The 22,365-nt window shown below is 55.3% G+C and carries 21 protein-coding genes; 12 read left to right on the forward strand and 9 right to left on the reverse strand.

What is annotated here, in order from left to right; all coding sequences use genetic code 11:
* The 9 genes from hmgA to prfC form a co-directional block, all read right to left on the reverse strand.
* On the reverse strand, positions 1–1,302 hold the full coding sequence (gene hmgA, locus ABEA08_RS03485; RefSeq protein WP_345333359.1) for a homogentisate 1,2-dioxygenase: 1,302 nt from the start codon (positions 1,300–1,302) through the stop codon (positions 1–3).
* Between the two features lie 250 nt (positions 1,303–1,552).
* Positions 1,553–1,951, reverse strand: a complete 399-nt coding sequence (locus tag ABEA08_RS03490; protein ID WP_345333361.1) for a hypothetical protein — start codon at positions 1,949–1,951, stop codon at positions 1,553–1,555.
* On the reverse strand, positions 1,948–3,756 hold the full coding sequence (locus ABEA08_RS03495) for a type IV secretory system conjugative DNA transfer family protein (RefSeq protein WP_345333437.1): 1,809 nt from the start codon (positions 3,754–3,756) through the stop codon (positions 1,948–1,950). Before ABEA08_RS03495 ends, ABEA08_RS03490 begins: the two co-directional genes overlap by 4 nt.
* Positions 3,756–4,406, reverse strand: coding sequence for a hypothetical protein (locus tag ABEA08_RS03500; protein ID WP_345333363.1), 651 nt, complete (start codon positions 4,404–4,406; stop codon positions 3,756–3,758). The genes ABEA08_RS03495 and ABEA08_RS03500 overlap by 1 nt, the downstream gene beginning before the upstream one ends.
* A 10-nt stretch (positions 4,407–4,416) precedes the next feature.
* Complete coding sequence (locus tag ABEA08_RS03505) at positions 4,417–5,769, reverse strand: hypothetical protein (protein ID WP_345333365.1); 1,353 nt, start codon at positions 5,767–5,769, stop codon at positions 4,417–4,419.
* A gap of 226 nt (positions 5,770–5,995) precedes the next feature.
* On the reverse strand, positions 5,996–6,910 hold the full coding sequence (locus tag ABEA08_RS03510) for an AAA family ATPase (RefSeq protein ID WP_345333367.1): 915 nt from the start codon (positions 6,908–6,910) through the stop codon (positions 5,996–5,998).
* Entirely contained in the window at positions 6,907–8,004 is a 1,098-nt protein-coding gene (locus ABEA08_RS03515) for a hypothetical protein (RefSeq protein ID WP_345333369.1), read from the reverse strand. Before ABEA08_RS03515 ends, ABEA08_RS03510 begins: the two co-directional genes overlap by 4 nt.
* A 3-nt stretch (positions 8,005–8,007) precedes the next feature.
* The gene (locus tag ABEA08_RS03520) at positions 8,008–8,652 is read right to left on the reverse strand and encodes a hypothetical protein (protein WP_345333371.1); all 645 of its coding nucleotides are present in this window, start codon (positions 8,650–8,652) and stop codon (positions 8,008–8,010) included.
* A 187-nt stretch (positions 8,653–8,839) separates the two neighbouring features.
* On the reverse strand, positions 8,840–10,426 hold the full coding sequence (gene prfC / locus ABEA08_RS03525) for a peptide chain release factor 3 (RefSeq protein ID WP_345333373.1): 1,587 nt from the start codon (positions 10,424–10,426) through the stop codon (positions 8,840–8,842).
* A 312-nt stretch (positions 10,427–10,738) separates the two neighbouring features.
* On the opposite strand from prfC, the gene ABEA08_RS03530 reads away from it, so the two are divergent.
* Genes ABEA08_RS03530 through ABEA08_RS03585 form a run of 12 tightly spaced genes read left to right on the forward strand, consistent with a single transcriptional unit; the run spans position 10,739 to position 22,365 of the window.
* On the forward strand, positions 10,739–12,787 hold the full coding sequence (locus ABEA08_RS03530; protein ID WP_345333375.1) for a TonB-dependent receptor plug domain-containing protein: 2,049 nt from the start codon (positions 10,739–10,741) through the stop codon (positions 12,785–12,787).
* Positions 12,788–12,802: 15 nt separating this feature from the next.
* Positions 12,803–13,783 (forward strand): ABC transporter substrate-binding protein, encoded by a 981-nt coding sequence (locus ABEA08_RS03535; RefSeq protein WP_345333377.1) that lies wholly within the window; start codon positions 12,803–12,805, stop codon positions 13,781–13,783.
* Complete coding sequence (locus ABEA08_RS03540) at positions 13,780–14,817, forward strand: FecCD family ABC transporter permease (protein ID WP_345333379.1); 1,038 nt, start codon at positions 13,780–13,782, stop codon at positions 14,815–14,817. Before ABEA08_RS03535 ends, ABEA08_RS03540 begins: the two co-directional genes overlap by 4 nt.
* Positions 14,810–16,111 carry an ATP-binding cassette domain-containing protein gene (locus ABEA08_RS03545; RefSeq protein ID WP_345333381.1) on the forward strand — a complete coding sequence of 434 codons (1,302 nt, stop codon included), beginning with the start codon at positions 14,810–14,812 and terminating at the stop codon, positions 16,109–16,111. Before ABEA08_RS03540 ends, ABEA08_RS03545 begins: the two co-directional genes overlap by 8 nt.
* Positions 16,108–16,809: a hypothetical protein gene (locus tag ABEA08_RS03550; protein ID WP_345333383.1), complete on the forward strand. Its 702-nt coding sequence runs from the start codon at positions 16,108–16,110 to the stop codon at positions 16,807–16,809. The genes ABEA08_RS03545 and ABEA08_RS03550 overlap by 4 nt, the downstream gene beginning before the upstream one ends.
* On the forward strand, positions 16,806–17,648 hold the full coding sequence (locus ABEA08_RS03555) for a hypothetical protein (protein WP_345333385.1): 843 nt from the start codon (positions 16,806–16,808) through the stop codon (positions 17,646–17,648). Before ABEA08_RS03550 ends, ABEA08_RS03555 begins: the two co-directional genes overlap by 4 nt.
* Positions 17,636–18,373 (forward strand): DUF3450 family protein, encoded by a 738-nt coding sequence (locus ABEA08_RS03560; protein ID WP_345333387.1) that lies wholly within the window; start codon positions 17,636–17,638, stop codon positions 18,371–18,373. Before ABEA08_RS03555 ends, ABEA08_RS03560 begins: the two co-directional genes overlap by 13 nt.
* On the forward strand, positions 18,370–19,725 hold the full coding sequence (locus ABEA08_RS03565) for a MotA/TolQ/ExbB proton channel family protein (RefSeq protein WP_345333389.1): 1,356 nt from the start codon (positions 18,370–18,372) through the stop codon (positions 19,723–19,725). Before ABEA08_RS03560 ends, ABEA08_RS03565 begins: the two co-directional genes overlap by 4 nt.
* Positions 19,722–20,204 carry a MotA/TolQ/ExbB proton channel family protein gene (locus ABEA08_RS03570; protein ID WP_345333391.1) on the forward strand — a complete coding sequence of 161 codons (483 nt, stop codon included), beginning with the start codon at positions 19,722–19,724 and terminating at the stop codon, positions 20,202–20,204. The genes ABEA08_RS03565 and ABEA08_RS03570 overlap by 4 nt, the downstream gene beginning before the upstream one ends.
* Complete coding sequence (locus ABEA08_RS03575) at positions 20,194–20,604, forward strand: ExbD/TolR family protein (protein WP_345333393.1); 411 nt, start codon at positions 20,194–20,196, stop codon at positions 20,602–20,604. Before ABEA08_RS03570 ends, ABEA08_RS03575 begins: the two co-directional genes overlap by 11 nt.
* A complete protein-coding gene (locus tag ABEA08_RS03580) occupies positions 20,604–21,212 on the forward strand; it encodes an energy transducer TonB (RefSeq protein WP_345333395.1) in 609 nt (202 codons plus the stop codon). Before ABEA08_RS03575 ends, ABEA08_RS03580 begins: the two co-directional genes overlap by 1 nt.
* Positions 21,178–22,365, forward strand: a complete 1,188-nt coding sequence (locus ABEA08_RS03585) for a CDC27 family protein (protein WP_345333439.1) — start codon at positions 21,178–21,180, stop codon at positions 22,363–22,365. The genes ABEA08_RS03580 and ABEA08_RS03585 overlap by 35 nt, the downstream gene beginning before the upstream one ends.

Here is a 22,365-nt window from a genome sequence, read left to right on the forward strand (position 1 = left end):
TTACAACTTGCCATCAAAATGTTTGTTCAATCCTGCCCAGCAGGACAGATAATCCGCTTGCCGGTGCTCACTGGCCATCGCAAACGCCGTCGGCGCAAAGGCATAACGCGACTCCAGCATAAAGGCCAAGGTATCCTGATATCGCTCCGGTGCCAATTGGGCCTGAGTTGCCTGCTCAAACACCGCCGCCTCCGGGCCATGCGGCGTCATGCAGTTATGTAAGCTCATGCCGCCGGGCTCAAATCCCTCCCCTTTGGCGTCGTAACGGCCTTTGATCAAGCCCATAAATTCGCTCATCAGATTGCGGTGATACCAAGGCGGCCGGAAGGTGTTTTCTGCCACCATCCAGCGCGGTGGGAAGATCACAAAATCCAGGTTGGCCACCCCACAGGTGTCACTCGGCGAGGTCAGCACGGTAAAAATAGAGGGATCTGGGTGATCAAAGCTGACGGTATTCATCACATTAAAGCGAGAAAGATCATAGCGATAGGGCGCACTGTTACCGGTCCATGCCACCACGTCGAACGGGGAATGCGCCATAGCTGCCTGATACAGCCGGCCCGCAAACTTACAGATCAGCTGATGCGGCGCGTCGATCTCCTCGAACCAGGCGTGGGGGTACTCAAAATCGCGATCATTGGCAAAACCGTTGGCCCCAACCGGACCGCGCTCAGGCAGACACAGCGGCGCACCATAGTTCTCACAGACATACCCTCGGATCGGCCCCTGCTCCAGCTCGATACGAAACTTGACCCCGCGAGGGATCACCCCGATCTGACCCGGCGCCAGCGTTAACCGACCCATCTCAGACTCGATCCGCAACACGCCCTGCTGCGGGATCAGCAACCATTCACCGTCCGCGCTGTAAAATGCCCGGCGACCCATGCCCCGATCGGCACGATAGACGTGGATCCCCATCCCCATCTGCGCCGCCGCATCGCCATTAGTTGCAATGGAAACCAACCCCTCGATAAAGTCCTGCGGTGCTTGCCCGATGGGCAGCGGATCCCAGCGCAGAAGATTCGGTAGAGGCACACCTTCGGGGTCCGGCGCGGTGCGGATCCCGCCGGGATCTACGCTCAGATACTCCCCCATCACCACAGAGGGACGCAGGCGGTAGAGCCAGCTCCGGCGATTCTGCGCGCGCGGGGCGGTAAAGGCGGTCGTGCTGAGCTGCTCCGCATACAGCTTATAGGGACAACTCTGAGGGCTAAATTGACCCTGCGGCAAAGCGCCGGGCAAGGCCTCTGTTTCATGCTCATTGCCAAAACCGTGCAAATAACTCAGTGTGCTCCGCTCCATGAACACCACCCTCATTCAGTTTCATTGGCGACCAAGTTAGCGGGGCGCTTTGGGGGATACAAGTTTCAACTGCACAGATGACTGCCGGGCAACTGTTTACCGATCATTCCAGCCCCAGCTCAACCTAAGTGAGTGACAAAAACAAACGGGGACAGCCTTTGCTTGTCCCCGTTTGCTGTTGTATCTCGTCGCAACTAAGCCCAACGAACTCACAGCGTCATCGTACATACGACTGAACCTCAGGAATATTTTAGATTCCGACGCCAAGCTGCTTTTCTTTATTACCGTCGAGCTTATGAACATTCGCTAAGTTTTGTCCGTACTCCTTGAGGTCGTCTTTTACCCAGCCATGAAGCTCACTGCTGTCAACTACCGTAATGACCCTGCACTCCAACTCCTGTACCGAAGACGCATCAACAAACGGTTTCACGCCAGAGATCGCCGGTACATAATTTCGTTCCCACTCTTCGTCAACGTCCTTTATTGACCGAAGTGATTCGATGGTTTCTTTAATTTCTTGCTTGGCCTTCTCATCATTATCTAAGTGACCAGCAACAATCATTGCTTCGATTTTACTGGCCGATTTTACTGCATCGATATATGCAGGGGACTCGACTTCCACTGGCTTCCCTGTGTGCTTGGTAGTCATTGCTTAAACTCCTTTCGACGATAGTGCTTAGCCATTCCACAGCGAAGTGGTGGTTGACTTCGAACAAATACAATCTGCTCATCCGGGTTGCCGTCTTCATCTACCGTCATCGTCATGACCTCTTCAGGCGTCAGCAGAGGTCGGGCAATCGCTTGGAAGCTCGTTGAATCTCCCAGCCCCCTCCCGCCAGAGACAGTCTGTTGTACCTGCGTGGTTGTCCCTAGTGAATCCGAGATCATTTTCGCCGTATCAAAATCATTAATACCGAAGAAGGTCTTGATATAAGCATTCTCAAACCAGCTCTGCCTACCCGATGACTGGTAGTAACGCTCTAACTGTCCGATATCCTGCATGATGGTCCACAGCAAAACCCCAAAACCCCTACCTGCATCACGGGCCGTTTCCAACAGCTCCATCCGCTTCAATCGAGGCATTTCATCTAACAGAAACAGAGTTTGTATCGGCTCAGCTTGTACTGGGATTTCATACTTCAGTGTCAACAGCGTTCCAATAATCAAACGCACCACAGCGGGATTCGCATCTAACGTCTTAAGCGGAACACAAACGAAAACATCAACCTCGGTGCCAACGGTAGACTTGCAAGGCAGCGTGCCGCGCCCAGCATCACCACAAACCAATTTTGCTAAACGAGGCTGAGTCAACCAAGCCGTCATCTTAGATGCGTGACCAAAAATTCCCGCCCACTGCCCCTCTGCGGTAGTCAAGATGGTATATAACTCTGACGCAAACTGCTGTGGCACACCAAAGGCAAATCCCGCCTCCTTTGCCGCAATGTACTTTAAGGTTCTATCCAGATAACCATTCACAAGCAACTCACGCACGGTGCCGAGGTGGCGCTTTTGACTTGGCAACTCGGGCTCTAGCAACACGTAAAGCAATAAAGTAACCACTAACTTCTGCGCTTCTGCGTCAAAGTACTGGTCCTTCCCTTCGCCTTCACCATCGGACAGCCAGCTGGCAATGGCTTGGCAATTATCCACCACGGATTCACTGTCTGGCTCTAACCAATCGAGTACATTCAGCGTATCGCTATCCAAGGCCGCTGGATTCAGTTGTAATACCTTACGGCCCATTCTCATTCGATGTCTGTGACAATCTTGATGCAGCTCTCCCTTGGGATCGTGCACAACCAGTGGGCCCTGCCAGTTTAAAACATTGGGCATCGCGACGCTGACGGTCTTGCCGCTACCAGAGCCTGCGACTGTCAGTAAATGTCCACCCTTGCCGTCCGCCAGCAACAGCGGTGCCTTGCCACCCAGTTTGGGAGCTTTGCTTGGCTCGTAGGCTTCACCAATCACTAACGAGCCGTTACTGAGTCGCTCTCTGGCCTTTGCCATGGTCATCCACTGGGCACTGCCATGCAGCCCCCGGCTTAACTTTTGGCTTCGCCAAAGATGAAACCAACGATTTGCGGGCGTTAAAGGCAGAGCCGGTAACAAAAAGCACACAGAGGCAGACAGCAGTAGCGGCCAATCCAGTTGACGGACCAGATCAAAAAGACCCACTTGTGACAAGTAGGGCTGCCAGCGCGCCGCTTCCAAGTAAAGCGCAATGCCGCCAGATAAGACGCTGCCTAAACCAAACACCACTATGTACTGGCGTTGATTGCCAACAAGAGTACATGCCAGTGCCATTACCGCAAACAACAATGCCGGGGCAGCGGTAATGGCGGCTCCATAGAAAACACTGCCAATCGCCAAACTACCGGCCAAATAACGAACCAGCCACCATAACAACAGTGGCCAACCAATCGTAAATAACTTACTTAGCAGAAAAGGGAGCATCAGTTCCAAACAAATAAACTACTGGAGGCAACCTGAACCATTCTATCTGAAGGGCGCTTTAGTTTTATCGTCCAAGTAATATCATCAACATCTTTAACCCACTCATTCCAGTAGCTTTTTGTTACGCCACAATGCATCCAAATTTCTATGGGGTAATACCCTTTGTCCAATGACAATGGCGTGGTCGTATTCATGGTGTCATCACGATTCCAATAACTGGACTCTTTACTATGTTTGAACCCTGCTTTACTAATTACAGACCCAGACAAAGAAATGTCAAACGTACAGCTATTTGTATACGTGTTGGTCTTTACCACGTCTCGAGTAATCATGAGCACGTAATCTCCGACTTCTTCAGCCTTAAAGTACCCAGACCATTTGAGCCCTATGTGACTACCTGCAAACATTGACCACGCAGTGTCATCTTGCTTTATATTGCCAAACGAAAATAAAGGCGGCTTTGCGTCAACGAAGCTACCAATAATTACTCCAGTAGGGCCAGGGTTTGCCCAGGTTCCTGATTTGGCATCTTCAACATACACGTCGGCCACCAATCCTTTTTTATAGACCTTCGGTGCTTCATTTACCGTTTCTGCCAACCCCAAGGCGGAGAACGAGAACATTGCCACCACAAAAATTCCCTTTAACATATGCACATCCTTATAAGCTTAGTGCTGGTTTGATTGAGTTAGATTGCAGACAATAGCTGCGTGAAATATCACTTTGGATCGCGCTCAGTGATGAGCTGAGCTTTTGACCGCCGCGCTGACGATCCAGATCGGTCAATGCGTTGACCGAACGTCTAAGTTTTGCAAGGCCATCCTTAGTGCAACCATATTGGCTAAACGCAGCCTGCATTGTGTAGTAGTGGCTGAGCCGCTCATCGCTTTCCAGCACACCGCTTTGCGCTTTTTCCACCAGCGTTTGCGCATCATGATGCTCTTGGCTAAACCGCTCCCGATCAAACTCCGATAAAGATTGGTGCGCCTTGAGCAATGCATTGAGGTTCTCGCTGTTCATCGAGGCGTCCACCTTCGCAGCCGCCTGTGCCAGCGCCGCTAACCGCCGGTCACTGTTCGCCATATGCTCCGCAATCGCTTTCAGCTCCTGCTGCTCAGATGCTGTGAGCACGCTGGAAAGATCCAGTTTGAGCTCATTGGCCATGGCGTATCGCTCTGCCAAGCTCTGCAACAATAGAGGGTCGCTTTTACCCAACTGCGCTGCCAATGCTTTTTGAACCCGCTCACCATAAGCTTGGTTCAGCTCATTACGAAGGCGCGTTAGGCTGCTGCGCTGGGACTGGGAGAGTAACGCGTTTGGAGTGGCGGTCAGCACGCCCAACCGTCGACTGGCGCTATCCAACTCTCGATCCGACAAGCGTGAAAACGACAGCTGCTCCAACGCCGTAAACTCGTCTTGTCGAATTTTGGCGTTTTTCACGAGGGCTTCGACAGAGGTATAAAGTCCGCTTAAAGCTTCCGATTGACGCTGCGAGTCCATCACCTCAAGTGCTTCGAACAGCTCAATTACTTCACTCTCGGCCTGCAATGACGGGCCACTGAGGTATTGGTTGTAAACCGTTCTCAAATCATTCAGTCGCGCGTCACTGGCATCACGGAGCATTTGGGCTCGCTGCCCTAGGGCGACATGGGAAGAGGCAACTCCCGAATCCACTCTGGGCTGGTCAAAGTCTTCCAGCGCGTCCATGGACTGACTCAGTGCAAGCACAGAAGCGGTAGAGGAGTCAGCGCTGTAGCGATCAGCTGAAGTCGCTAATTCTGCCATCCGAGCGTCACTTTGGGCCACATCTTTTTGGCACTGTTCAATTTGGCTGAGGATTGACCGATGCACCGGCTTGGCCCGCTGACGGTCATAAGCCGTAATGTCCGCTGCGAGTCCATCCAGCTGCCGACACTGAGCGTAATCACTGGCGGCTTTGGGGAGCTTCTGATAGTCCGCTTGGAAACGCTTCAGCCGTTGATCGCTCGCAAGGATCTTTCGATCCACCGGCATAGTTACCGTGCTTGAACCTGAACTCTGCTGCTTCGCGCCAAACGCCGGGGGGGGGACAGCACTGCTCCCTTGAGAGGCGTTGCTTGACGAGTTACCTGAACAACCTCTCATCCCACCAAGAGCCAATACGATGGTTGCCGCTATACAAAAATCGGCCAGATGCTTCCAAAGCCTGTCCTGGTGGTAAATGAGCTGCGTAGACTGAATTACGGACTTGAACATGGTATTAATCCAGCTCCGTCGCCAATGCGACGTCGTCGTAGTCAATGGTCAGCAACTCACGGTCGGTCATGGATTCATAGTTGGGTGTAAAGGCGATACGCTCTGCCTGAAGAGGTAGGATCTTTTCAAAGAACTGACGAATGGCTCGGGCATTGCCAAACTCAGGATCGTTGGACTGATTGCCCAACCACTGGATATGTTTACGCGCCACCTCTTCCGCGTCCGGTGTCAGTTCGTAGTGCCCCCGTTTAACCATCGACAGGAAGATCTGAAACAGCTCATCCCCACCATAAGACTGAAACTCGATAAATCGCGAAAACCTAGAACGAAGGCCGGGATTGCTATCGACAAAACGCCGCATTTCATTAGTGTAACCGGCTGCAATGACCACCAAGCGCTCTCGATTGTCTTCCATCAGCTTCAATAGCGTGTCGATGACTTCCTTGCCGGAACTGTCGGGGCCAGATAACGCATCACCTCCTGCCAGCGTATACGCCTCATCAATGAATAACACGCCGTCTTTGGCCTGTTTTACCGTGTCGGTGATGAGCTTCGCGCCGGAATTGACATAGACGTCCGTCAGTGCGGCCCGATCAACCTCAACACAGTGCCCGCGCTGGAGCAGACCTATCTCTTTTAATACACGCCCAACCTTACGTGCCACCTCTGTCTTTCCCGTGCCTGGGGGACCGGAAAAGATCATATGAAGGTTGATGGCCCCAACGGGAATATCGCGATCCTTGCGCAGCTTAATCACCTTGGCAAAGGCTATGAGCTTATTGATCTCTTCTTTGACGTTCTCAAGGCCCACCAGCTCATCAAACTCCTTGAGCACTTCCTCTAAGCCATTCCTTTTAGATGACTCGGGCTGTCGACTTCGAGAAGTTTTGATAAACCCGGAACCCTCTAATTTCGTCATGATTGCAACACTCCTTCAATATCATCCTTGGAAAGGAATTTCTGATTCGTCGTTGACCGGCGAGTCGCTGCGGCTGTCGTAATTTGATTACTGACTCTGATCGCCTCAAATCCATGATCAAACTCACTGCGACCGCGGCCGATCTCTTGCCCCATTTTGCGTTCAAGCAATGCCTGGACACCGTTATCCAACTGCCACCCTTTAGCCGCTAACATTTGAGACGTGATCTTACTAAGCTCGCTAGCATTAAGAGCGCGCGTATTGATAAACACAGAATGGAAGTCCCGCAACCAACCTTGCTGTTCTTCGTCATGGTGCAAATGCTCGGCAGCCGCCTGACTGCCAACCAATATATTCAACGTTTGATGTAAATGCTGCTTGGCGTAAGCCGCTAAGACTTCGCCCGCATCCTTTAAAGGTTTTTCATCAGAGTAGGCAGATGATTCCAAAAGAAAATCAAATTTGTCGATAATGACGCTCCCTCGACCAAAATCCTCAAGCTCTTGACTCAGCCTTGCGGCAGTATCATTACCACCAATGCGCACTCTGTCCAACTCAATGGACTTCGGGCTGCTTAACCCACCAAACCCATAAAACAGTTTTGGCAAAAGTCCGGCAATCTGGCTTTTCCCGGTTCCGGATGGCCCGGATAGAACGATAAGAATCCCAGGGGAGTGGACTCCCAAAGGCACATCATCGCTCTGAGTCGACATTTCAAGCTGCAGAACCAAATCATTGATCTGTTCCAGCGCTTCATCCTGACCGATAAGTTGCTCAAGCTTGGCTTGTACCTCTTGCTTTGCCAACTCGCGAGAGCGTTGCTCCTGATCATGCTCACTGTCTGATCGTACGGACTCCGCGGTCACTGCTGCTGGATAGACGGCAGAATCAGAAGCAAAAGGCAGCTTCTTCCTGATACTTAACACGAGCTCAGCCATATCAGCGTTCAGCGCCTGTGAAAAGGTGAGAAGAAAAACCACTGTAAGCAAGAGTGTGATAAGCCAAATCACTAATGCAGCTTTGTAGGAAAGTACACTGACAATAAGAAAGAGGACTCCCCATATACCCAATCTCATGATGCGTTGCTTAGTCACAATCTAGAACCTCAAATCCATAGTTTGCCCCACCGTGAGAGGAGGAATGCTTATCTCTCCCTGTTGAGTTTTCGCCGATACAGTGATCCCACCGCCGCCATCGCGAATGCCTTTTAGTGACAATGAAGGAGTATCAATTGAGTAGGGTACAACTATCTTGGTCGGTGCATGACGGATTGGAACGGTGTAACTCACCCCACTGGCACTGACTTCAATGACGTCGCCATCTTCTTCCAGGTTGTCCCAAACCGTCACCCATGCCAGCGCTATATAACCGCCTTCGGCTTGCTGAATAAGATTGGCTGAATCGAGACCACTGGAATCGAGCACAGCTTTTGCTTCTTTGAGTTGAGCGTTATCCGTGATGTCAACCGGAATAAGCAATGAGCTGCCGTTAGCCAATGCAAGCTCGAATTGCTGGTTCATTTGGATAACTTCACTTTCGCTGTAACCATCAGAGCTTCCACCCGCAGGCCACAACAAAGCGACAGACACCCCGATAGCTGCTACCAATAACACAGCTCTCAGTGATTTTCGCCTAGAAGGGTGCGCGCCATCAGCAGAATGCGCCCCTTGCTCCGTATCCTGCAGAGCAGATGCTTTTGACTGTTTGCGCTTAAACTTTTGCAAGTGCTTTGGCGAGTCCATGCCTTCACGCTCATCATTTGTTCAATGAGTTGAAATATTACCCTTTTCATAAAGTTAAACTCAAGCCCGTCTCACTCTAAACCGCTATCGCACCTTTTCTCCCAACAACCCCATGCAAAAAAGGCTTACACGCCCAAATCGTCGTGTAAGCCTTTTAGTCGACAATATCTATCGATATCTTTCGTATTTAGTGTTCGCGGGTCTTGTGGAATTCGATGTCCGGGTAACGCTCCATGGTCAGGTTCAGGTTGACCATGGTCGGCGCGATGTAGGTCAGGCTGTCGCCGCCATCCAGCGCCAAGTTTACACCGGCTTTGCGGCGGAACTCGTCCAGCTTACGCTCATCGTCACAGGTCACCCAGCGCGCGGTTGCGACGCTGATCGGCTCATACACGGCTTCCACCTTGTACTCGGTGCGCAGACGCGCCACCACCACTTCAAACTGCAGCACCCCCACCGCGCCGACGATCAGATCGTTACGATCGATCGGACGGAACACCTGTACTGCGCCCTCTTCGGATAGCTGAACCAGGCCCTTGAGCAGCTGCTTCTGCTTGAGCGGATCCTTCAGACGGATCCGACGGAACATCTCAGGGGCAAAGTTCGGAATGCCGGTGAACTTCAACGCTTCACCCTGAGAGAAGGTGTCACCGATCTGAATGGTGCCGTGGTTGTGCAGACCGATGATGTCACCCGGGAAGGCTTCTTCCGCATGGGAGCGATCGCCCGCCATAAAGGTCACCGCATCGGAGATGCTGACGTCTTTGCCAATGCGCACATGGCGCATTTTCATGCCCTTGCTGTACTTGCCGGAACAAATGCGCATAAAGGCGATGCGGTCACGGTGTTTCGGATCCATATTGGCCTGGATCTTAAACACAAAGCCGGAGAACTTCTCATCACTGGCTTCGACCACGCGCACGTCGGTAGCGCGCGGCTGCGGCGCCGGCGCCCACTCGGTCAGGCCGTCCAGCATGTGGTCAACGCCGAAGTTACCCAGTGCGGTACCAAAGTACACCGGCGTCAGCTCGCCTTGCAGGAACAGCTCCAGATCAAACTCGTTGGATGCGCCTACCACCAGCTCCAGCTCCTCGCGCAGCTGCTCGGCCAGATCGTCACCAATGGCTTGGTCCAGCTCTGGGTTGTCCAAACCTTTAATCACATTCAGATCTTGAATGGTGTGGCCCTGACCGCTCTGGTACAGGATGGTCTCGTCGCGGTGCAGGTGGTAGACACCCTTAAACTCCTTGCCACAACCGATCGGCCAGGTGATGGGCGCGCACATCATGTTGAGCTCGCTTTCCACCTCGTCCATCACTTCCATTGGATCACGAATGTCGCGATCCAATTTGTTCATAAACGTCACAATCGGCGTGTCACGCAGGCGGGTCACTTCCATCAGCTTGCGGGTTCGATCTTCCACACCCTTGGCGGCGTCGATCACCATCAAGCAGGAGTCCACCGCCGTCAGCGTACGGTACGTGTCTTCGGAGAAGTCTTCGTGTCCCGGGGTATCGAGCAGATTGACCAGCCGATCGTTGTACGGGAACTGCATCACCGAGGTGGTCACCGAGATCCCACGCTCTTTCTCCATCTCCATCCAGTCAGACTTGGCGTGCTGACCAGAGCCACCCCGGCCTTTCACGGTACCGGCTTTTTGCAAGGCCTGTCCGAACAACAGCACCTTTTCGGTAATGGTGGTCTTACCCGCATCCGGGTGAGAAATGATCGCGAAAGTCCGGCGTTTACCGACTTCCTGCTGGAGCGTAGACATAAAAAACCCGCCTCGAGGGAAAATCAAAGGCGGGCATTATACCCGAAGTCCGAAGCAGTAAAAGGACAGCATGCGCAACAAACCGGCCCCAATCGGGCCTGATCCCAACAACCCGTCTCCAAAAACGCCTGGTATGGGTCACATTGTCCACCCCACTCGGACTTTGGCGGACTCTTTGATTTGAACAATATTTCACCGTGACTGCCCTCTAGTAGTTTGGTTTTTAGGCTCTTTTTTGCATTCATTCGCTCGTAACATGCCGCTACTTTTCGCCTGGCAACGTTGCTGCCACGTACTTAGGACATTTTACGGATGAAATCAGTCAACTTACCCACACGATCCTCCATCGCCCTGGCGGTTGTCGCGGGTCTCCTGGCCAGCCACGCCAGCGCCGACGACAAAGTAGCCTTTTCTCTGGGCGAGATCATCGTCAGTGAGGACAGTGGTGTACGCGATATCGCTATCAATAATGTGATGACGGCAGAAACCATCAGCCTGATCGGGGCCAAGACCGCGGCAGACGCTTTGGACTACATTCCCGGCCTGCACGTGGCCCAATCTTCCCGCGGCGAACGCTTTGTCACCATGCAGGGCTTTGAGCAAGATCGCTTGCTGGTGCTATTGGATGGTGTCCCCTACTACCAGACCAACTCCGGCGCGCTGGATCTGAACCAACTGCCCGCCAGCATCATTGCCAAGATCGAGGTTACCAAAGGCGCCTCCTCGGTGCTCTACGGCCCCAACGGCATGGGCGGGGTGATCAACATCATTACCCGCACCGGTCAGGAAGGCTTTTCCGGTGAAGTCTCCGCCTCCGCCGGCCAATACGGTCAGAACTTCGAATCGGCCAGCCTAAGTTGGGGCCAAAACGGCTTCTCGGTATTTGCCTCGTTCGAACACCAAGGTCGTGACGCCTATCGATTGTCCAGCGACTACGTGCCCGAGACCTCAATCAACCGCGTGTTTTATGGCGATCTGGCGAACGAAGTGATCATCGAGGAGGGCGGCAAACGCGATAACTCCCACTTAGAATCGATCAATGCTTGGATCCGCGCCGGCTACTCAGACGATCGTACCGATGCATATATCAGCGTCTTTAGCCTGGATACCGAGCGCGGCCGTCCGCACAACACCCGCTCCAACCGAGTCTTTGAGGACTTCTCCAGCTTTGCCGAGGTTCCGGAATACAAAGACCAAGGGGTGGACATCAACCTCAGTCACCGCGTCACCGATGCCTTAACGCTGCGGGCATTGACCTACTACCACATGCACCGGGATACCTATCGCTCATTCTCAGGGCCGGATCACGCCGAAGTCTTAGCCGAAAGCTCATTCCATGACTACACCATTGGCACGGCCTTGTTTGCCGATCTCGCACTCGCCGACTGGAATACCCTGAGCACCTCGTTCAACTACAAGAACGATGTCCACAAGAAAAACAACAACGCCTTTGTAGCGCCTGACGAGTCCTACGACTGGGTTTACTCCGAGCTGGAAACCTTCTCAGTGGCGACCGAAAACACCTCACAGCTGGGCAATTTGACCTTGGTGGCCGGCTTGGCCTGGCACCATCAACGCGTAGTAAAAGATCAAGACGAAGCGGCCAACGACGATGACAGCAGCAACACGCTGGATCCTATGATCGGCGCCAGCTACGCCCTGTTTGACGGTAGCCGGATGTACGGCTCTATCGCCCAGAAAACCCGTTTTGCCACACTCGATGAGATGTACGATCGCGCCATCGGCAAGGTGCATGATCTCGATCCAGAGCGCAGCTTAAGCTACACCATGGGCTGGCAGAAGGACTTGAACAGCAACTGGCTGAACCACGTCGACATGGGCCTGTTTTATCACGACGTCAAAGACAAGATCGCCTCTGGCTACGATGCCACCGTCGATGACGAGATCTACGGCAACATCGGCAGCGCCGAGTACTATGGCGTCGAACTGGCACTGCACAGCCAGTTAACGGACACGCTCGATCTATCGGTTGATTACGCCTACACCCACGCGCGCAATACCTCGGAAGATCGCGAGTCCGATTTCCTGCGCGATGTGCCACAGAACTCGGTCAGTGCCATCCTGCAGTGGACCGATCCCTACTTTAATATCCAGTCCAACGTGCGGATGCGCTACAAGAACAACGTGCTGATCAAAGACTATGACAGCACAACCAAAGACAGCAATGTCTGGGAAGATCGCATGCTGACCTTCGACATGGGCGTCCGCAAAGACTTCTTACACCAGCAACTGACAGTGTATGCAAATGTCTACAACCTGATGGATGAGTTCTTCTACGAAGGCTACGGCCAACCCAACTGGGGCCGCTACTTCGACATTGGCTTCACCTACCGCTTCTAATAGATTGAGCTAGATATGCGCGCACTTTTCCTATGCGCAGCTCTGCTTTGCTCCGTGGCGTTTACCGCCGCGGGGCAACCCATCGAGCTGACCGATCACCGGGGCCGGCAAGTAAGCCTGCCCCAACCTGCCAGTCGAATCGTCTCGACCTATCTGCCCTCCACACTGTTTAGCCTCAGCCTCGGACTCGAACAACAGCTGGTCGGGATCGGCCAGTCCGATCGCCAACAGCGGTTTGTTGATCAGCTGTTAGGGGAGCACGATCCTATCGCCGTTGGCAGCCGCACTGCGGGACTCAACCTGGAGACCATCGTTGCGTTGCAGCCCGATCTGGTACTGATGCACGACAAAAAAGATGGGATCCGCCTAGCCGCCATGCTCGAACAGTTGGGCCTCGCCGTGTTGTTGGTCAAAGCCGAAACCTTGGAAGAGGTGGACGCAACCTTAGGCATGATCGCCACAGCCACCGGCCGTCAGGCACAAGCCCAGCGGGTCCGTCAGGCCAATCTCACGTTGCGAAACGAGCTCGAGCAACGCCTACAAGGCGTCGCGCCAAGACATCGAAGCTATTACGTCAAGCGGGATGATCTTTTCTCGACCGCCAGCGGCGAGATGTACCAGCACCAGATGCTGCAACTGGCCGGTTTAACCAACGTGGCCGCCGATCTTCGAGGTTTTTTCCCAAAAGTGGATGCGGAGCAGCTATTGCGCTGGCAGCCTCAGCTATTGGTGATCGAAGATGATGGCCTCAATCGTCCGCAACGCCAGCTCCAGCATGCCGGTGTTGTCCCGCTGCGCCAGTTGCCGCAGTTAACCCTGCCGGCGGACAGCCTCTGGTCCATGCCCTCCCCCTTTGCGTTGGCGGGTGCCTATTACCTGGCCAGCCAAGCCTACCCACAACGCTTTGCAACCGCGCAAGATCAGAATGTATTAGCCGATTACTATCAGCAGATCTTCAACCGCACCGATCTGCTGCCTAAGGCGCTGTGGCCATGACCACTAAAGTTCGCCTCTGCACCCTGTGGACGCTGGGATCACTGCTGCTGCTCGCGCTGTTTATGGGGCGTTACGAAATTGGCGTGCAGGCGATTTTCCAATCGTTTGCCCGCTTGCCGGAGGTGCTCTATTGCCTCGCAAGCCGAAGTCCATTGCCTGAGGATCTGACCCCGGAGCAGCAAGTGTTCCTGCTGCTGAGACTGCCGCGCATCGTTCTGGCGCTGCTGATCGGGGCCGGATTGGCGCTGTCTGGTGCCGTGTACCAAGGGGTCTTTCGCAACCCGCTGGTGTCACCGGACATTCTCGGTGTGACCTCGGGCTGCGTCTTTGGTGCGGCGCTGGGCCTGCTGTGGCCTCAAGGCGGCTGGTTATGGGTTCAGGCTTGCGCCTTGCTGTTTGGCCTCGCCGCCGCCTTTGCGTCTATGACCATCGCAGCGCGTTTGGGGCAAGGCAGCTTGTTGCTGTTGATCATGACCGGGATCATCGTCGGATCGATGTTTAGCGCCGGCCTGATGATCCTCAAAACCCTGGCGGATCCCTATGGTGAATTACCCGCGATCGTCTTCTGGCTAATGGGCTCCTTGTCGGCGGCCAGTTGGTCAAACGTGGCACAAGTGCTGCCCTTGGCGCTGTTTGGTTATGCTCTGTTCCATCTGTATCGCTATCGCCTCAACGTCCTCTGTCTGGGGGATCGCCCCAGTCAAAGCTTGGGGCTGGATCCGGTCAAGCTGCGCTATGGCTTGATCGCCATGGCCTCCTGTGTGGTCGCCGCCTGCGTCGCCAGCGTGGGACAGATCGCCTGGATCGGGCTGGTGATCCCGCACATGGTGCGCACCTTTACCGGCTCCGATCACCTCAGTTTGATCCCCTTGTCCACCCTCTTTGGCGGCGCCTTTTTACTCTTGTCCGACAGCTTTGCCCGCTCAGCGTTTGCCGTCGAGGTGCCTGTCGGGATCGTAACCTCCTTGATCGGCGCGCCTCTGTTTGCGTACCTGCTGTTTCGCCGCCAAAGCCAGGGAGGTCATCATGCTTGAGATCAACAAGCTGTGCTGCAACCTTGGCGAGCGCACCATTCTCCAGGACGTATCGCTGAGCTTAAAGCCGGGCGAATTTCTGGCGGTTCTCGGCGCCAATGGCGTGGGTAAATCCACCTTACTGAATTGCCTGCTCGGCAGCGCGGATATCACCCAAGGCACACTGCTTTGGCAGGGTTGTCCACTCGAACGCATGAGCCGAAGCGAGCGTGCCCGTACCCTCGCGCTGGTGCCGCAACAACAGGAAGTGGCGTTCTCCTTTAGCGCCGAGCAGATGGTACTCATGGGCAGAACACCCCACTTAGGGGCCTTTCAGTCGCCCAGCCAGACCGATCTGCACCATGCACGCCGAACGCTCAACGAGCTGGGCGCGGGCCATCTCGCCAGGTGTCAGTTCAATCAACTCTCAGGCGGCGAGCGCCAATTGGTCTTGTTGGCCCGGGCCATGCTCCAAAGCGAGTCGGTGCTGCTGCTCGATGAGCCCACCAACCACCTGGACTTTCGCAACCGCTACCACATCCTAAATACCGTCAAACAGCGATGTCGCGAACACGGCACCTCCGTCATTGCGATTTTGCACGATCCGAACCTTGCCAGCATGTACGCCGACCAAGTGCTGATGCTGGCACAAGCTCACACCTTGGCTTACGGTCCCAGCGCTGACGTAATGACCAGCCAAAACATTTCTCAGCTTTATGGCTTACCGACATGTAGCCATCGCGTCATGGATCAGGAGATCTTTATGCCCCAATCCCTGCCTCCCTCTTCTGCGACGAACATCGCTATTGTCACAGGCCCCTCAGGATCAGGTAAAACCACGACTTTGATGGCGCTATATGCACACTGTCAGCAGCAAAAGCAGCCCGTTCGCGGAATTCTGTGCCCCGGCACGATGCGTGATGGCCGGCGCTTTAGCAGTGAGATCATCAACCTCGCGGATGGTCAGCGGCGGCCTTTCGGCCAACGCACCGATGAGCTGGATCCCATCACCAACACCCGTTTTCGCTTTGACCCACACGGGTTGGCTCTCGGGCAGCAAGCCTTATCCCCCACCAGCCATCATCCAGACACAACCTGGATCATGGATGAAGTGGGTCCGATGGAGTTAGAGGGGCAAGGCTATGGCTCGACATTGGCACCACTGCTTGCCCTTCCCGGTGGTAAGCACATCTGGGTGGTACGACCGGATCTCGTTGAACGGGTGGTCCAACGCTGGCAACTGCAACCGGCAGCCGTGATCGATGCAGCCGACAGTGATGCGCTAACACAACTCAAGGAGTTCGTTGCCCTATGAGCCTGACTTCATCCACAGCCGGAGCCGCTCCGCCCTTTCATCGCCTCGTTACGCTGATCCAGCCCTTAAGCTTACTGTCTCTGGCATTGGTGTCGATGGGGCTGATATTCGACACCTTGGACGGGGCTATCTTGTTAGCCAGCTCCAACAAAAAGGTGTTACTGCAATTGGCTGCGCTGCTGATCTGCCTATGCGCTCTGGTGCCATTACGTCAGCCAACCTTACAAAGACGGCTCACCCTCGGCGCTTTGTCCATGGCGACAATCTTGCTGATCATCAGTACCTTCGTTGTGCCCCATAGCAGCGACAACATCATGTTGACCTATCTATGGGCACACCTATTTTTTGTTTCTCGTCCATTGGCCGTCGGTTTCGCCCTAATTAGTGCCTGGGGTCTCTATCTCACCGCAACGGTTCGCCATCGTCGACTTCAAGAGATCAGTGAGATCTACGCCCTGTTGGCTGGGACCCTATTTCTGGGAGGAGAGATCGCGGGTGCCTGGTGGGCCTTTGAAGGCTGGGGACGCAGTTGGGGCTGGAGCGACAATTTCATGTTCTCAGCCATGGTCTATCTGATGCTCATCTTAGCATTTCACCTGCCTCGCACTGTGCTGCGCAAACGCGCTCACCACAACTTGGCACAAGCGGCAGTTCTAGCTCTGACTGCACTGACCTTAGTGGGGTATCGAATATTATGATCCGTATTTTAGCTTCCATGATGGCCGGCTTTTGGTTGATCGCTCTGACGGTCTTGTGGTTTGCCTTAGGCGTTTGGTTGTGCCAAAGCGCAGAGTTGAAAGCGGCTTTTCGAAGCCTGAACACGCTGCCAATGCTCGCATGGCCAGAAGCGCTGACGGCAACGCCAATAGTGATTGGCTGGATCCTCGTTTTGTTTGTGTTGATGGCTGGCCTGGTGATCAATACAAGCCTCTGTACATGGAAAAGCCTGTGGCCTATGTGGCGCCAGCGTCGGTGGCGCCACCATCAAATTCTACTTGCCCCAGTCCATGTTTTGACCGTAACCATTTTTCTCTGCCACGGACTCGACCTGATGTTTCTGCATGGTCACAAAGAGTTCCGGTTACATCCCGGTGAAAGCCTGACATTCGCCGATAAGACGCTGACCTTAGAAGAGGTGTACCATCAAGGACCCTTGTCAGGACTGGCATTGGATGAGCAGGGCCGACACATACAGGGGCGGATCACACGCCGCACCGTGGAACAATTTGATCCCCGTTTGCATGGCGGTCGTTTTGTCATTACCCATGAGCAGGGTGCCCCAGAGATCGCCAAGGCAAACTTCCTTAACCCCTATAGCAAAGGAACTTTCTTTGTCGTGATCACCGACGTCTTTGCCCATGAAGTGGATGGTCAATGGCAGCCTGGGGTGTTTTTCAGTGTTTTTTATAACCCGTTAATTAAGGTCTTTTTTCTCTTTTACGGATTGCTGTTCGCCAGTTTACTAATCCATGTGGCTTATCGCCTCTATCTGCTGACACAGCACCCCAGCAATAAGGGGGTCTTATGCTCCACATGATCCTGCTCACGGCCCACTTGGCTGTGACTCCAGCGGAGACCGTTCAACACTATCAAGCGCCACTTGCAGCACCTCTCAGTGACGCGATTGCATTGGGAGAAAAGGCACTGGCCTGGCAGCAGCAAGCGAACCAAGAGCTCGGCACCCAGCAATCCGCCATGGCAGAGCTCGCGTGGTTGGAGTTTCAGATAGCCCAAACCGAGCGCTACATCAACCAACAACAGGTGCAGATCGCCCAGCTGCAGCAGGATCTGGATAATATCAACGCCGTTAGGTCCGAGTTGGCGCCCAACTTAGAGATCTGGTACGCCGATCTCGAGCGCTGGGTTCTCAATGACCGACCGTTTGAGCGTGAGAGTCGCCTGCGCCGCCTGACACTGCTACGTCAGGCGATGGACGACGTCAATATCGGCACCGCCGAACGCCTACGCCAGTTATTTGAAGCACTCCTGATCGAAGTGGACATGGGCTATGGCAACCATATCTCCGATAGCGCCATCACGGTCGAGGCACAAACGCTGCAAGTTCGGATCCTGCGGCTGGGCCGCGTTGCCCAGTTCTATCAAACCTATGATGGCCAACACATCGGCTGGTTCGAGCCAGGATCGCAGCAGTGGCAAGCACTGCCGAAGCCGCAGCATGACGCCATTCGTCAGGCGTTTGCCATCGCTTCACAACGTCAGAACGCCACCTTAGTGCCATTGCCTTTGGGGTACACGCTATGATCCGCCATGCCATTGTCACCCTGCTAATCTTGGTCAACGCCACGGCAGCGGCAGCGCATGCCAGTGACGAGCTCGAAGCGATGATCGCGCTGCAGGGCCAACAGATGCAACAAGAAAACCAACGTTGGCAGGCACAGCTGACCGACGAACAACAGCAAGTGCAAGGACAAACCCAGTCATTGCTCAGTCGCAAAGAGGCAGCAGAGGCACAGTTAGTACGGCAACAAGCCACACTAAGCTCGTTACAGCTCAAACGTCAGGCCTTAGAGACCCAACTGAGCGAAGCCCAAGAAGATATGGCGCTGGTCGATTCTGGCTACCGCCACGCGGCACAACGACTGCAACAACGCTGGCAATCCAGTCCAACCACCCTGTTGGCCCCCAACCGTCAAGCTTGGATGGCACATCAAGCGCAGCAAGCCCACTTTCCTAGCCAAGCCGAGCTCGACACTTTGATGGCGTACGCGCTGAACGATCTGCGTTACACCGCAGGCGTCCATCAAACCGAGCATCCGCTGATCTTGGCCGACGGCACCCAGACCGACAGCACGGTGCGGGTGATCGGTGGCTTGATGGCCACCGCTCAGCACCATGCTCAATTTGGCTTGGTACAACCCAAAGAGCAGCATGCAGCCTGGATCGGCCCATTATCGAGCGAGACCGCCAAACCGTTAGCGCTTTGGTGGCAGGATCCCAATCAGATCATCCCGCTGGATCTGAGCTACGGCGCCATCCTGGACAGCCTCACCGCACAACGAGGCCTAGCGCACTGGGTCGCACGAGGAGGGGAACTGCTGTGGCCCATTCTGCTGCTGGCGCTGTTTGGCCTCAGCCTGGCATTGATCTGCGCCATCCGTCTGTGCTGGTGGCGCCCGCTACCCGAAGCGCTCATGGAGATCGCCGCACTGAAAGCCGCCCCGGTTTGTCGCCGCACACCGGCCCAAAGCGTACTGCAACAAGGCCTAAAGCAGGGTGCCGATCTGGACGCCATGGAGCACGCGTTGAAGCACGGCATGCTGACCCATTGGCAGCGATTCCAGTGGGGCCTGACCTTACTGCCCCTGTTGGCAGCCTTGGCGCCGATGCTGGGCTTGCTCGGCACGGTCAGCGGGATGATCCAAACCTTCCAGGCCCTAACCGAGTTTGGCAATGCCGATCCACGCCTGCTGTCCGATGGGATCAGCAAAGCCTTGATCACCACCCAGGCCGGGCTGATCGTCGCGGTCCCCTTGATGCTGTTGCACCACCCATTAAAGCGACGCGCACGCTCGTTGGGTCTGAACATGGAGCAAGCCAGTGCCCAGTTGATGGCGCACTCACTGAGCCTTAACCCCCAGCGGAGCACAAAATGACGGAGATCCTCGTGCGCCAGTTTCAAGCAGGGGGACCGGTGATGTGGCCCATGTTGCTGTGCAGCACCTTGATGCTCTGGCAACTGAGTGGGTTGGCGCTGCAACGACTGCCCAAGTGTCCCCCACCGAGCACAACGGGCCGAGCGGCACTGGACAAACGTCTGCAGGCCTTGGCTGTGCAGCAGCGCAGCCTAGCTCGGCATTCGAGGATCCAGGGAGTCTTGCTGCTGGCGAAGATCGCACCGCTCTTGGGCCTGTTAGGCACCGTCAGCGGGATGATCTCGCTGTTCGCCAGCCTCTCGGATACGGGCCTGCATAACCCCAAGGCGTTATCCGATGGGATCGCCATGGCCATGATCACCACGCAAACCGGCCTGCTGATCGGCCTGCCGGGCTTGCTGGCGGGATGGCTGTATCAACGTCGCTTAATCCGCCAGGACGAACAGGACAAATTACCAGGAGCCTGCAATGCTCAGTGAACGCCCTGACGTCGATCAAGACGCCGAGATCAACATGACTCCCATGTTGGATGTGGTCTTTATTCTGCTAATCTTCTTCATTGTCTCCACCAGCTTTACCACACAGACCGCGATCGAGATCGAGCGTCCCCATGCCAGCACGGCGGAGTCGATGGAGCAGACCCCCGTGCTGTTGGTGCTTGATGCGGCCGGCCGCGTCTACTTGGACGATCAAACCCTCGACGTCTATTACCTCGAGGGCCGATTGCGACAACTGGTGGCACAAACCCCGCAAATTCAATTGCTGATCATGGCGGATGAAAACTGCCCGACGGGCGCCACCATCGAGGTGCTGGACATTGCCCGGCGCAGCGGCATTCAGCACAGCCCGATAGCGGCCTCGGTCGGGATCAAACCCTGATGCCTCTCTTGCGACTGAGTCTTGCCGTCACCTTAGCCGTGCTGCTTAGCTTGGCTCTGCCTGCCTGGCTCAACCTCAACTCGACCGAGATCCGAGCGGCGGCTGCCTCCACGGCGCCCTCCGTATGGCTGCCACCACCGGCCAAAAAAGAGCTCGTCGATGACGCCCCCGTAGAGCTTGCGCCAAGCGCGCCTGAGGCCCTGGCCAGCACCGAATGGCTCGTGCCAACGGCACCCGCGCCATCGATGGCACCACTGGCCATCTCGTTGGCGGCACCCACCCTGTCCGCTTCCCTATTGCCGTCGCTCGGCACGGCCCTGCTCGATCTCACCCAGGTGGATGAAGCGCCGGAGCTGCTGCGTTACGTGGCACCGCGAACGCCCGTGGTGGCACGCTCACGACGCTTGCCGGGCAAAGTGGAGTTGCGATTGGTGGTTGAAGCCGACGGCACCGTCAGTGCCGCTGAAGTGCTCAGTGCCGAGCCCGAGGGGATCTTCGAATCGGCCGCCTTAACGGCGGCCCAACAATGGCGTTTCAAACCCGCCCAACTCAACGGAGGGCCAGTCAGTGTCTATGTCGACGTCCCGCTCAGTTTTTCTGTCAATTAGCCTGCTGCTGGCGGTACTTAGCCCGGCGGTGGCCGCGTCCCTTTCCAGCCTGGATCGCGCCGCCCTGCAACGTGCTCAAAGCCTGATGGAGCAGGATCGTGCCTCCGATGCCATCGCACTGCTGCAACCTCGGCTGCAACAAAACCGCCCTCACCCGAACCTGTACCTATTCACCTGCCACGCGCTGGCTCAGCAGCATACCCACGAGCAGGAACAGAACGAAGCACTGGCGTGCTGGCAACAGGGTCACGACTCGCACCCGCACCATGCCGCTTTGCTGCAAGGCTTGTCGACAGCGCTGATCCAAAACGCGCAATTTGATCAGGCCATCGCCCTGATCGAGCAACATCTGGCACAAGCGACGGCCCCGGAGCCACAGCATAACGAACTCCGTTACCTCTTGGCCTACAGTCACGTTCAACGGGAGCAGTATGCCGCCGCGCTAACCAGCCTATCGCCTTTGCCGCGCAACGAGCGTATTTGGCCGCTCATGGCCCACAGCCAGGCCGCACTGGAGCGCTGGCCTGAGTTGTTGGCAACGACGGAAGAGTGGCTCATAAAGGTACCGGAAAGTGCCACGGCCTGGCGGCTCATGGCGCAAGCACAGTTAGCCTTGCAGCAACCGCAAGCGGCGACGCTCGCACTGCAGATCAGCGAGTTGCTTGATCCCAGCAATGTGGCGCCATTACATGGGCTGTATGCCTCCCTCGGCGCGTATGATCTCGCCAGCCAGTGCTTAAGCTATCAGGATAATCTGCAATGTCTGCGCTTCGGCCTGCTGGCCGGGCGTTATCAGGCCAGCATCGATGCCGCATCCCGCTGGACACCTAACCTACAGGACTGGGACGCCTATCACCTGTTACTCGGACAACTGTTGCAGCGCACGGGCGAGCGTCACTTGGCGCGACAAACCTGGTGGCAGGTGGGAACACAAGCACTGCCTGTCGAGTCTGAGGGCGAGCTAAGAAGATTGCGGCAGCAGCGAGAGCGCGCACGAGGTCAAGCCCTGCTATTGATAGGACAGAGTCACTGGCTCGAATCCCAGTGGCCCGAGGCGCAGATCGCCTACCGCCAAATGGCCCGATTGCCCGGCTACAAGCAGCAAGGGCAATCGTTACTTACGGCCATCGAACAGTATCGCCTACTCGATTGA

The organism is Ferrimonas pelagia, from assembly GCF_039543565.1.
In the GTDB taxonomy this organism is placed as follows: domain Bacteria; phylum Pseudomonadota; class Gammaproteobacteria; order Enterobacterales; family Shewanellaceae; genus Ferrimonas; species Ferrimonas pelagia.

What these genes read in the sequence shown, in the direction of transcription:
- hmgA (WP_345333359.1), bottom strand. Translation starts at nt 1,302, where the DNA reads ATGGAGCGGAGCACACTGAGTTATTTGCACGGTTTTGGCAATGAGCAT.
- prfC (WP_345333373.1), bottom strand. Translation starts at nt 10,426, where the DNA reads ATGTCTACGCTCCAGCAGGAAGTCGGTAAACGCCGGACTTTCGCGATC.
- ABEA08_RS03530 (WP_345333375.1), top strand. Translation starts at nt 10,739, where the DNA reads ATGAAATCAGTCAACTTACCCACACGATCCTCCATCGCCCTGGCGGTT.
- ABEA08_RS03490 (WP_345333361.1), bottom strand. Translation starts at nt 1,951, where the DNA reads ATGACTACCAAGCACACAGGGAAGCCAGTGGAAGTCGAGTCCCCTGCA.
- ABEA08_RS03570 (WP_345333391.1), top strand. Translation starts at nt 19,722, where the DNA reads ATGACGGAGATCCTCGTGCGCCAGTTTCAAGCAGGGGGACCGGTGATG.
- ABEA08_RS03565 (WP_345333389.1), top strand. Translation starts at nt 18,370, where the DNA reads ATGATCCGCCATGCCATTGTCACCCTGCTAATCTTGGTCAACGCCACG.
- ABEA08_RS03505 (WP_345333365.1), bottom strand. Translation starts at nt 5,769, where the DNA reads ATGCCGGTGGATCGAAAGATCCTTGCGAGCGATCAACGGCTGAAGCGT.
- ABEA08_RS03550 (WP_345333383.1), top strand. Translation starts at nt 16,108, where the DNA reads ATGAGCCTGACTTCATCCACAGCCGGAGCCGCTCCGCCCTTTCATCGC.
- ABEA08_RS03580 (WP_345333395.1), top strand. Translation starts at nt 20,604, where the DNA reads ATGCCTCTCTTGCGACTGAGTCTTGCCGTCACCTTAGCCGTGCTGCTT.
- ABEA08_RS03535 (WP_345333377.1), top strand. Translation starts at nt 12,803, where the DNA reads ATGCGCGCACTTTTCCTATGCGCAGCTCTGCTTTGCTCCGTGGCGTTT.
- ABEA08_RS03560 (WP_345333387.1), top strand. Translation starts at nt 17,636, where the DNA reads ATGCTCCACATGATCCTGCTCACGGCCCACTTGGCTGTGACTCCAGCG.
- ABEA08_RS03500 (WP_345333363.1), bottom strand. Translation starts at nt 4,406, where the DNA reads ATGTTAAAGGGAATTTTTGTGGTGGCAATGTTCTCGTTCTCCGCCTTG.
- ABEA08_RS03520 (WP_345333371.1), bottom strand. Translation starts at nt 8,652, where the DNA reads ATGGACTCGCCAAAGCACTTGCAAAAGTTTAAGCGCAAACAGTCAAAA.
- ABEA08_RS03555 (WP_345333385.1), top strand. Translation starts at nt 16,806, where the DNA reads ATGATCCGTATTTTAGCTTCCATGATGGCCGGCTTTTGGTTGATCGCT.
- ABEA08_RS03545 (WP_345333381.1), top strand. Translation starts at nt 14,810, where the DNA reads ATGCTTGAGATCAACAAGCTGTGCTGCAACCTTGGCGAGCGCACCATT.
- ABEA08_RS03585 (WP_345333439.1), top strand. Translation starts at nt 21,178, where the DNA reads ATGTCGACGTCCCGCTCAGTTTTTCTGTCAATTAGCCTGCTGCTGGCG.
- ABEA08_RS03510 (WP_345333367.1), bottom strand. Translation starts at nt 6,910, where the DNA reads ATGACGAAATTAGAGGGTTCCGGGTTTATCAAAACTTCTCGAAGTCGA.
- ABEA08_RS03495 (WP_345333437.1), bottom strand. Translation starts at nt 3,756, where the DNA reads ATGCTCCCTTTTCTGCTAAGTAAGTTATTTACGATTGGTTGGCCACTG.
- ABEA08_RS03575 (WP_345333393.1), top strand. Translation starts at nt 20,194, where the DNA reads ATGCTCAGTGAACGCCCTGACGTCGATCAAGACGCCGAGATCAACATG.
- ABEA08_RS03540 (WP_345333379.1), top strand. Translation starts at nt 13,780, where the DNA reads ATGACCACTAAAGTTCGCCTCTGCACCCTGTGGACGCTGGGATCACTG.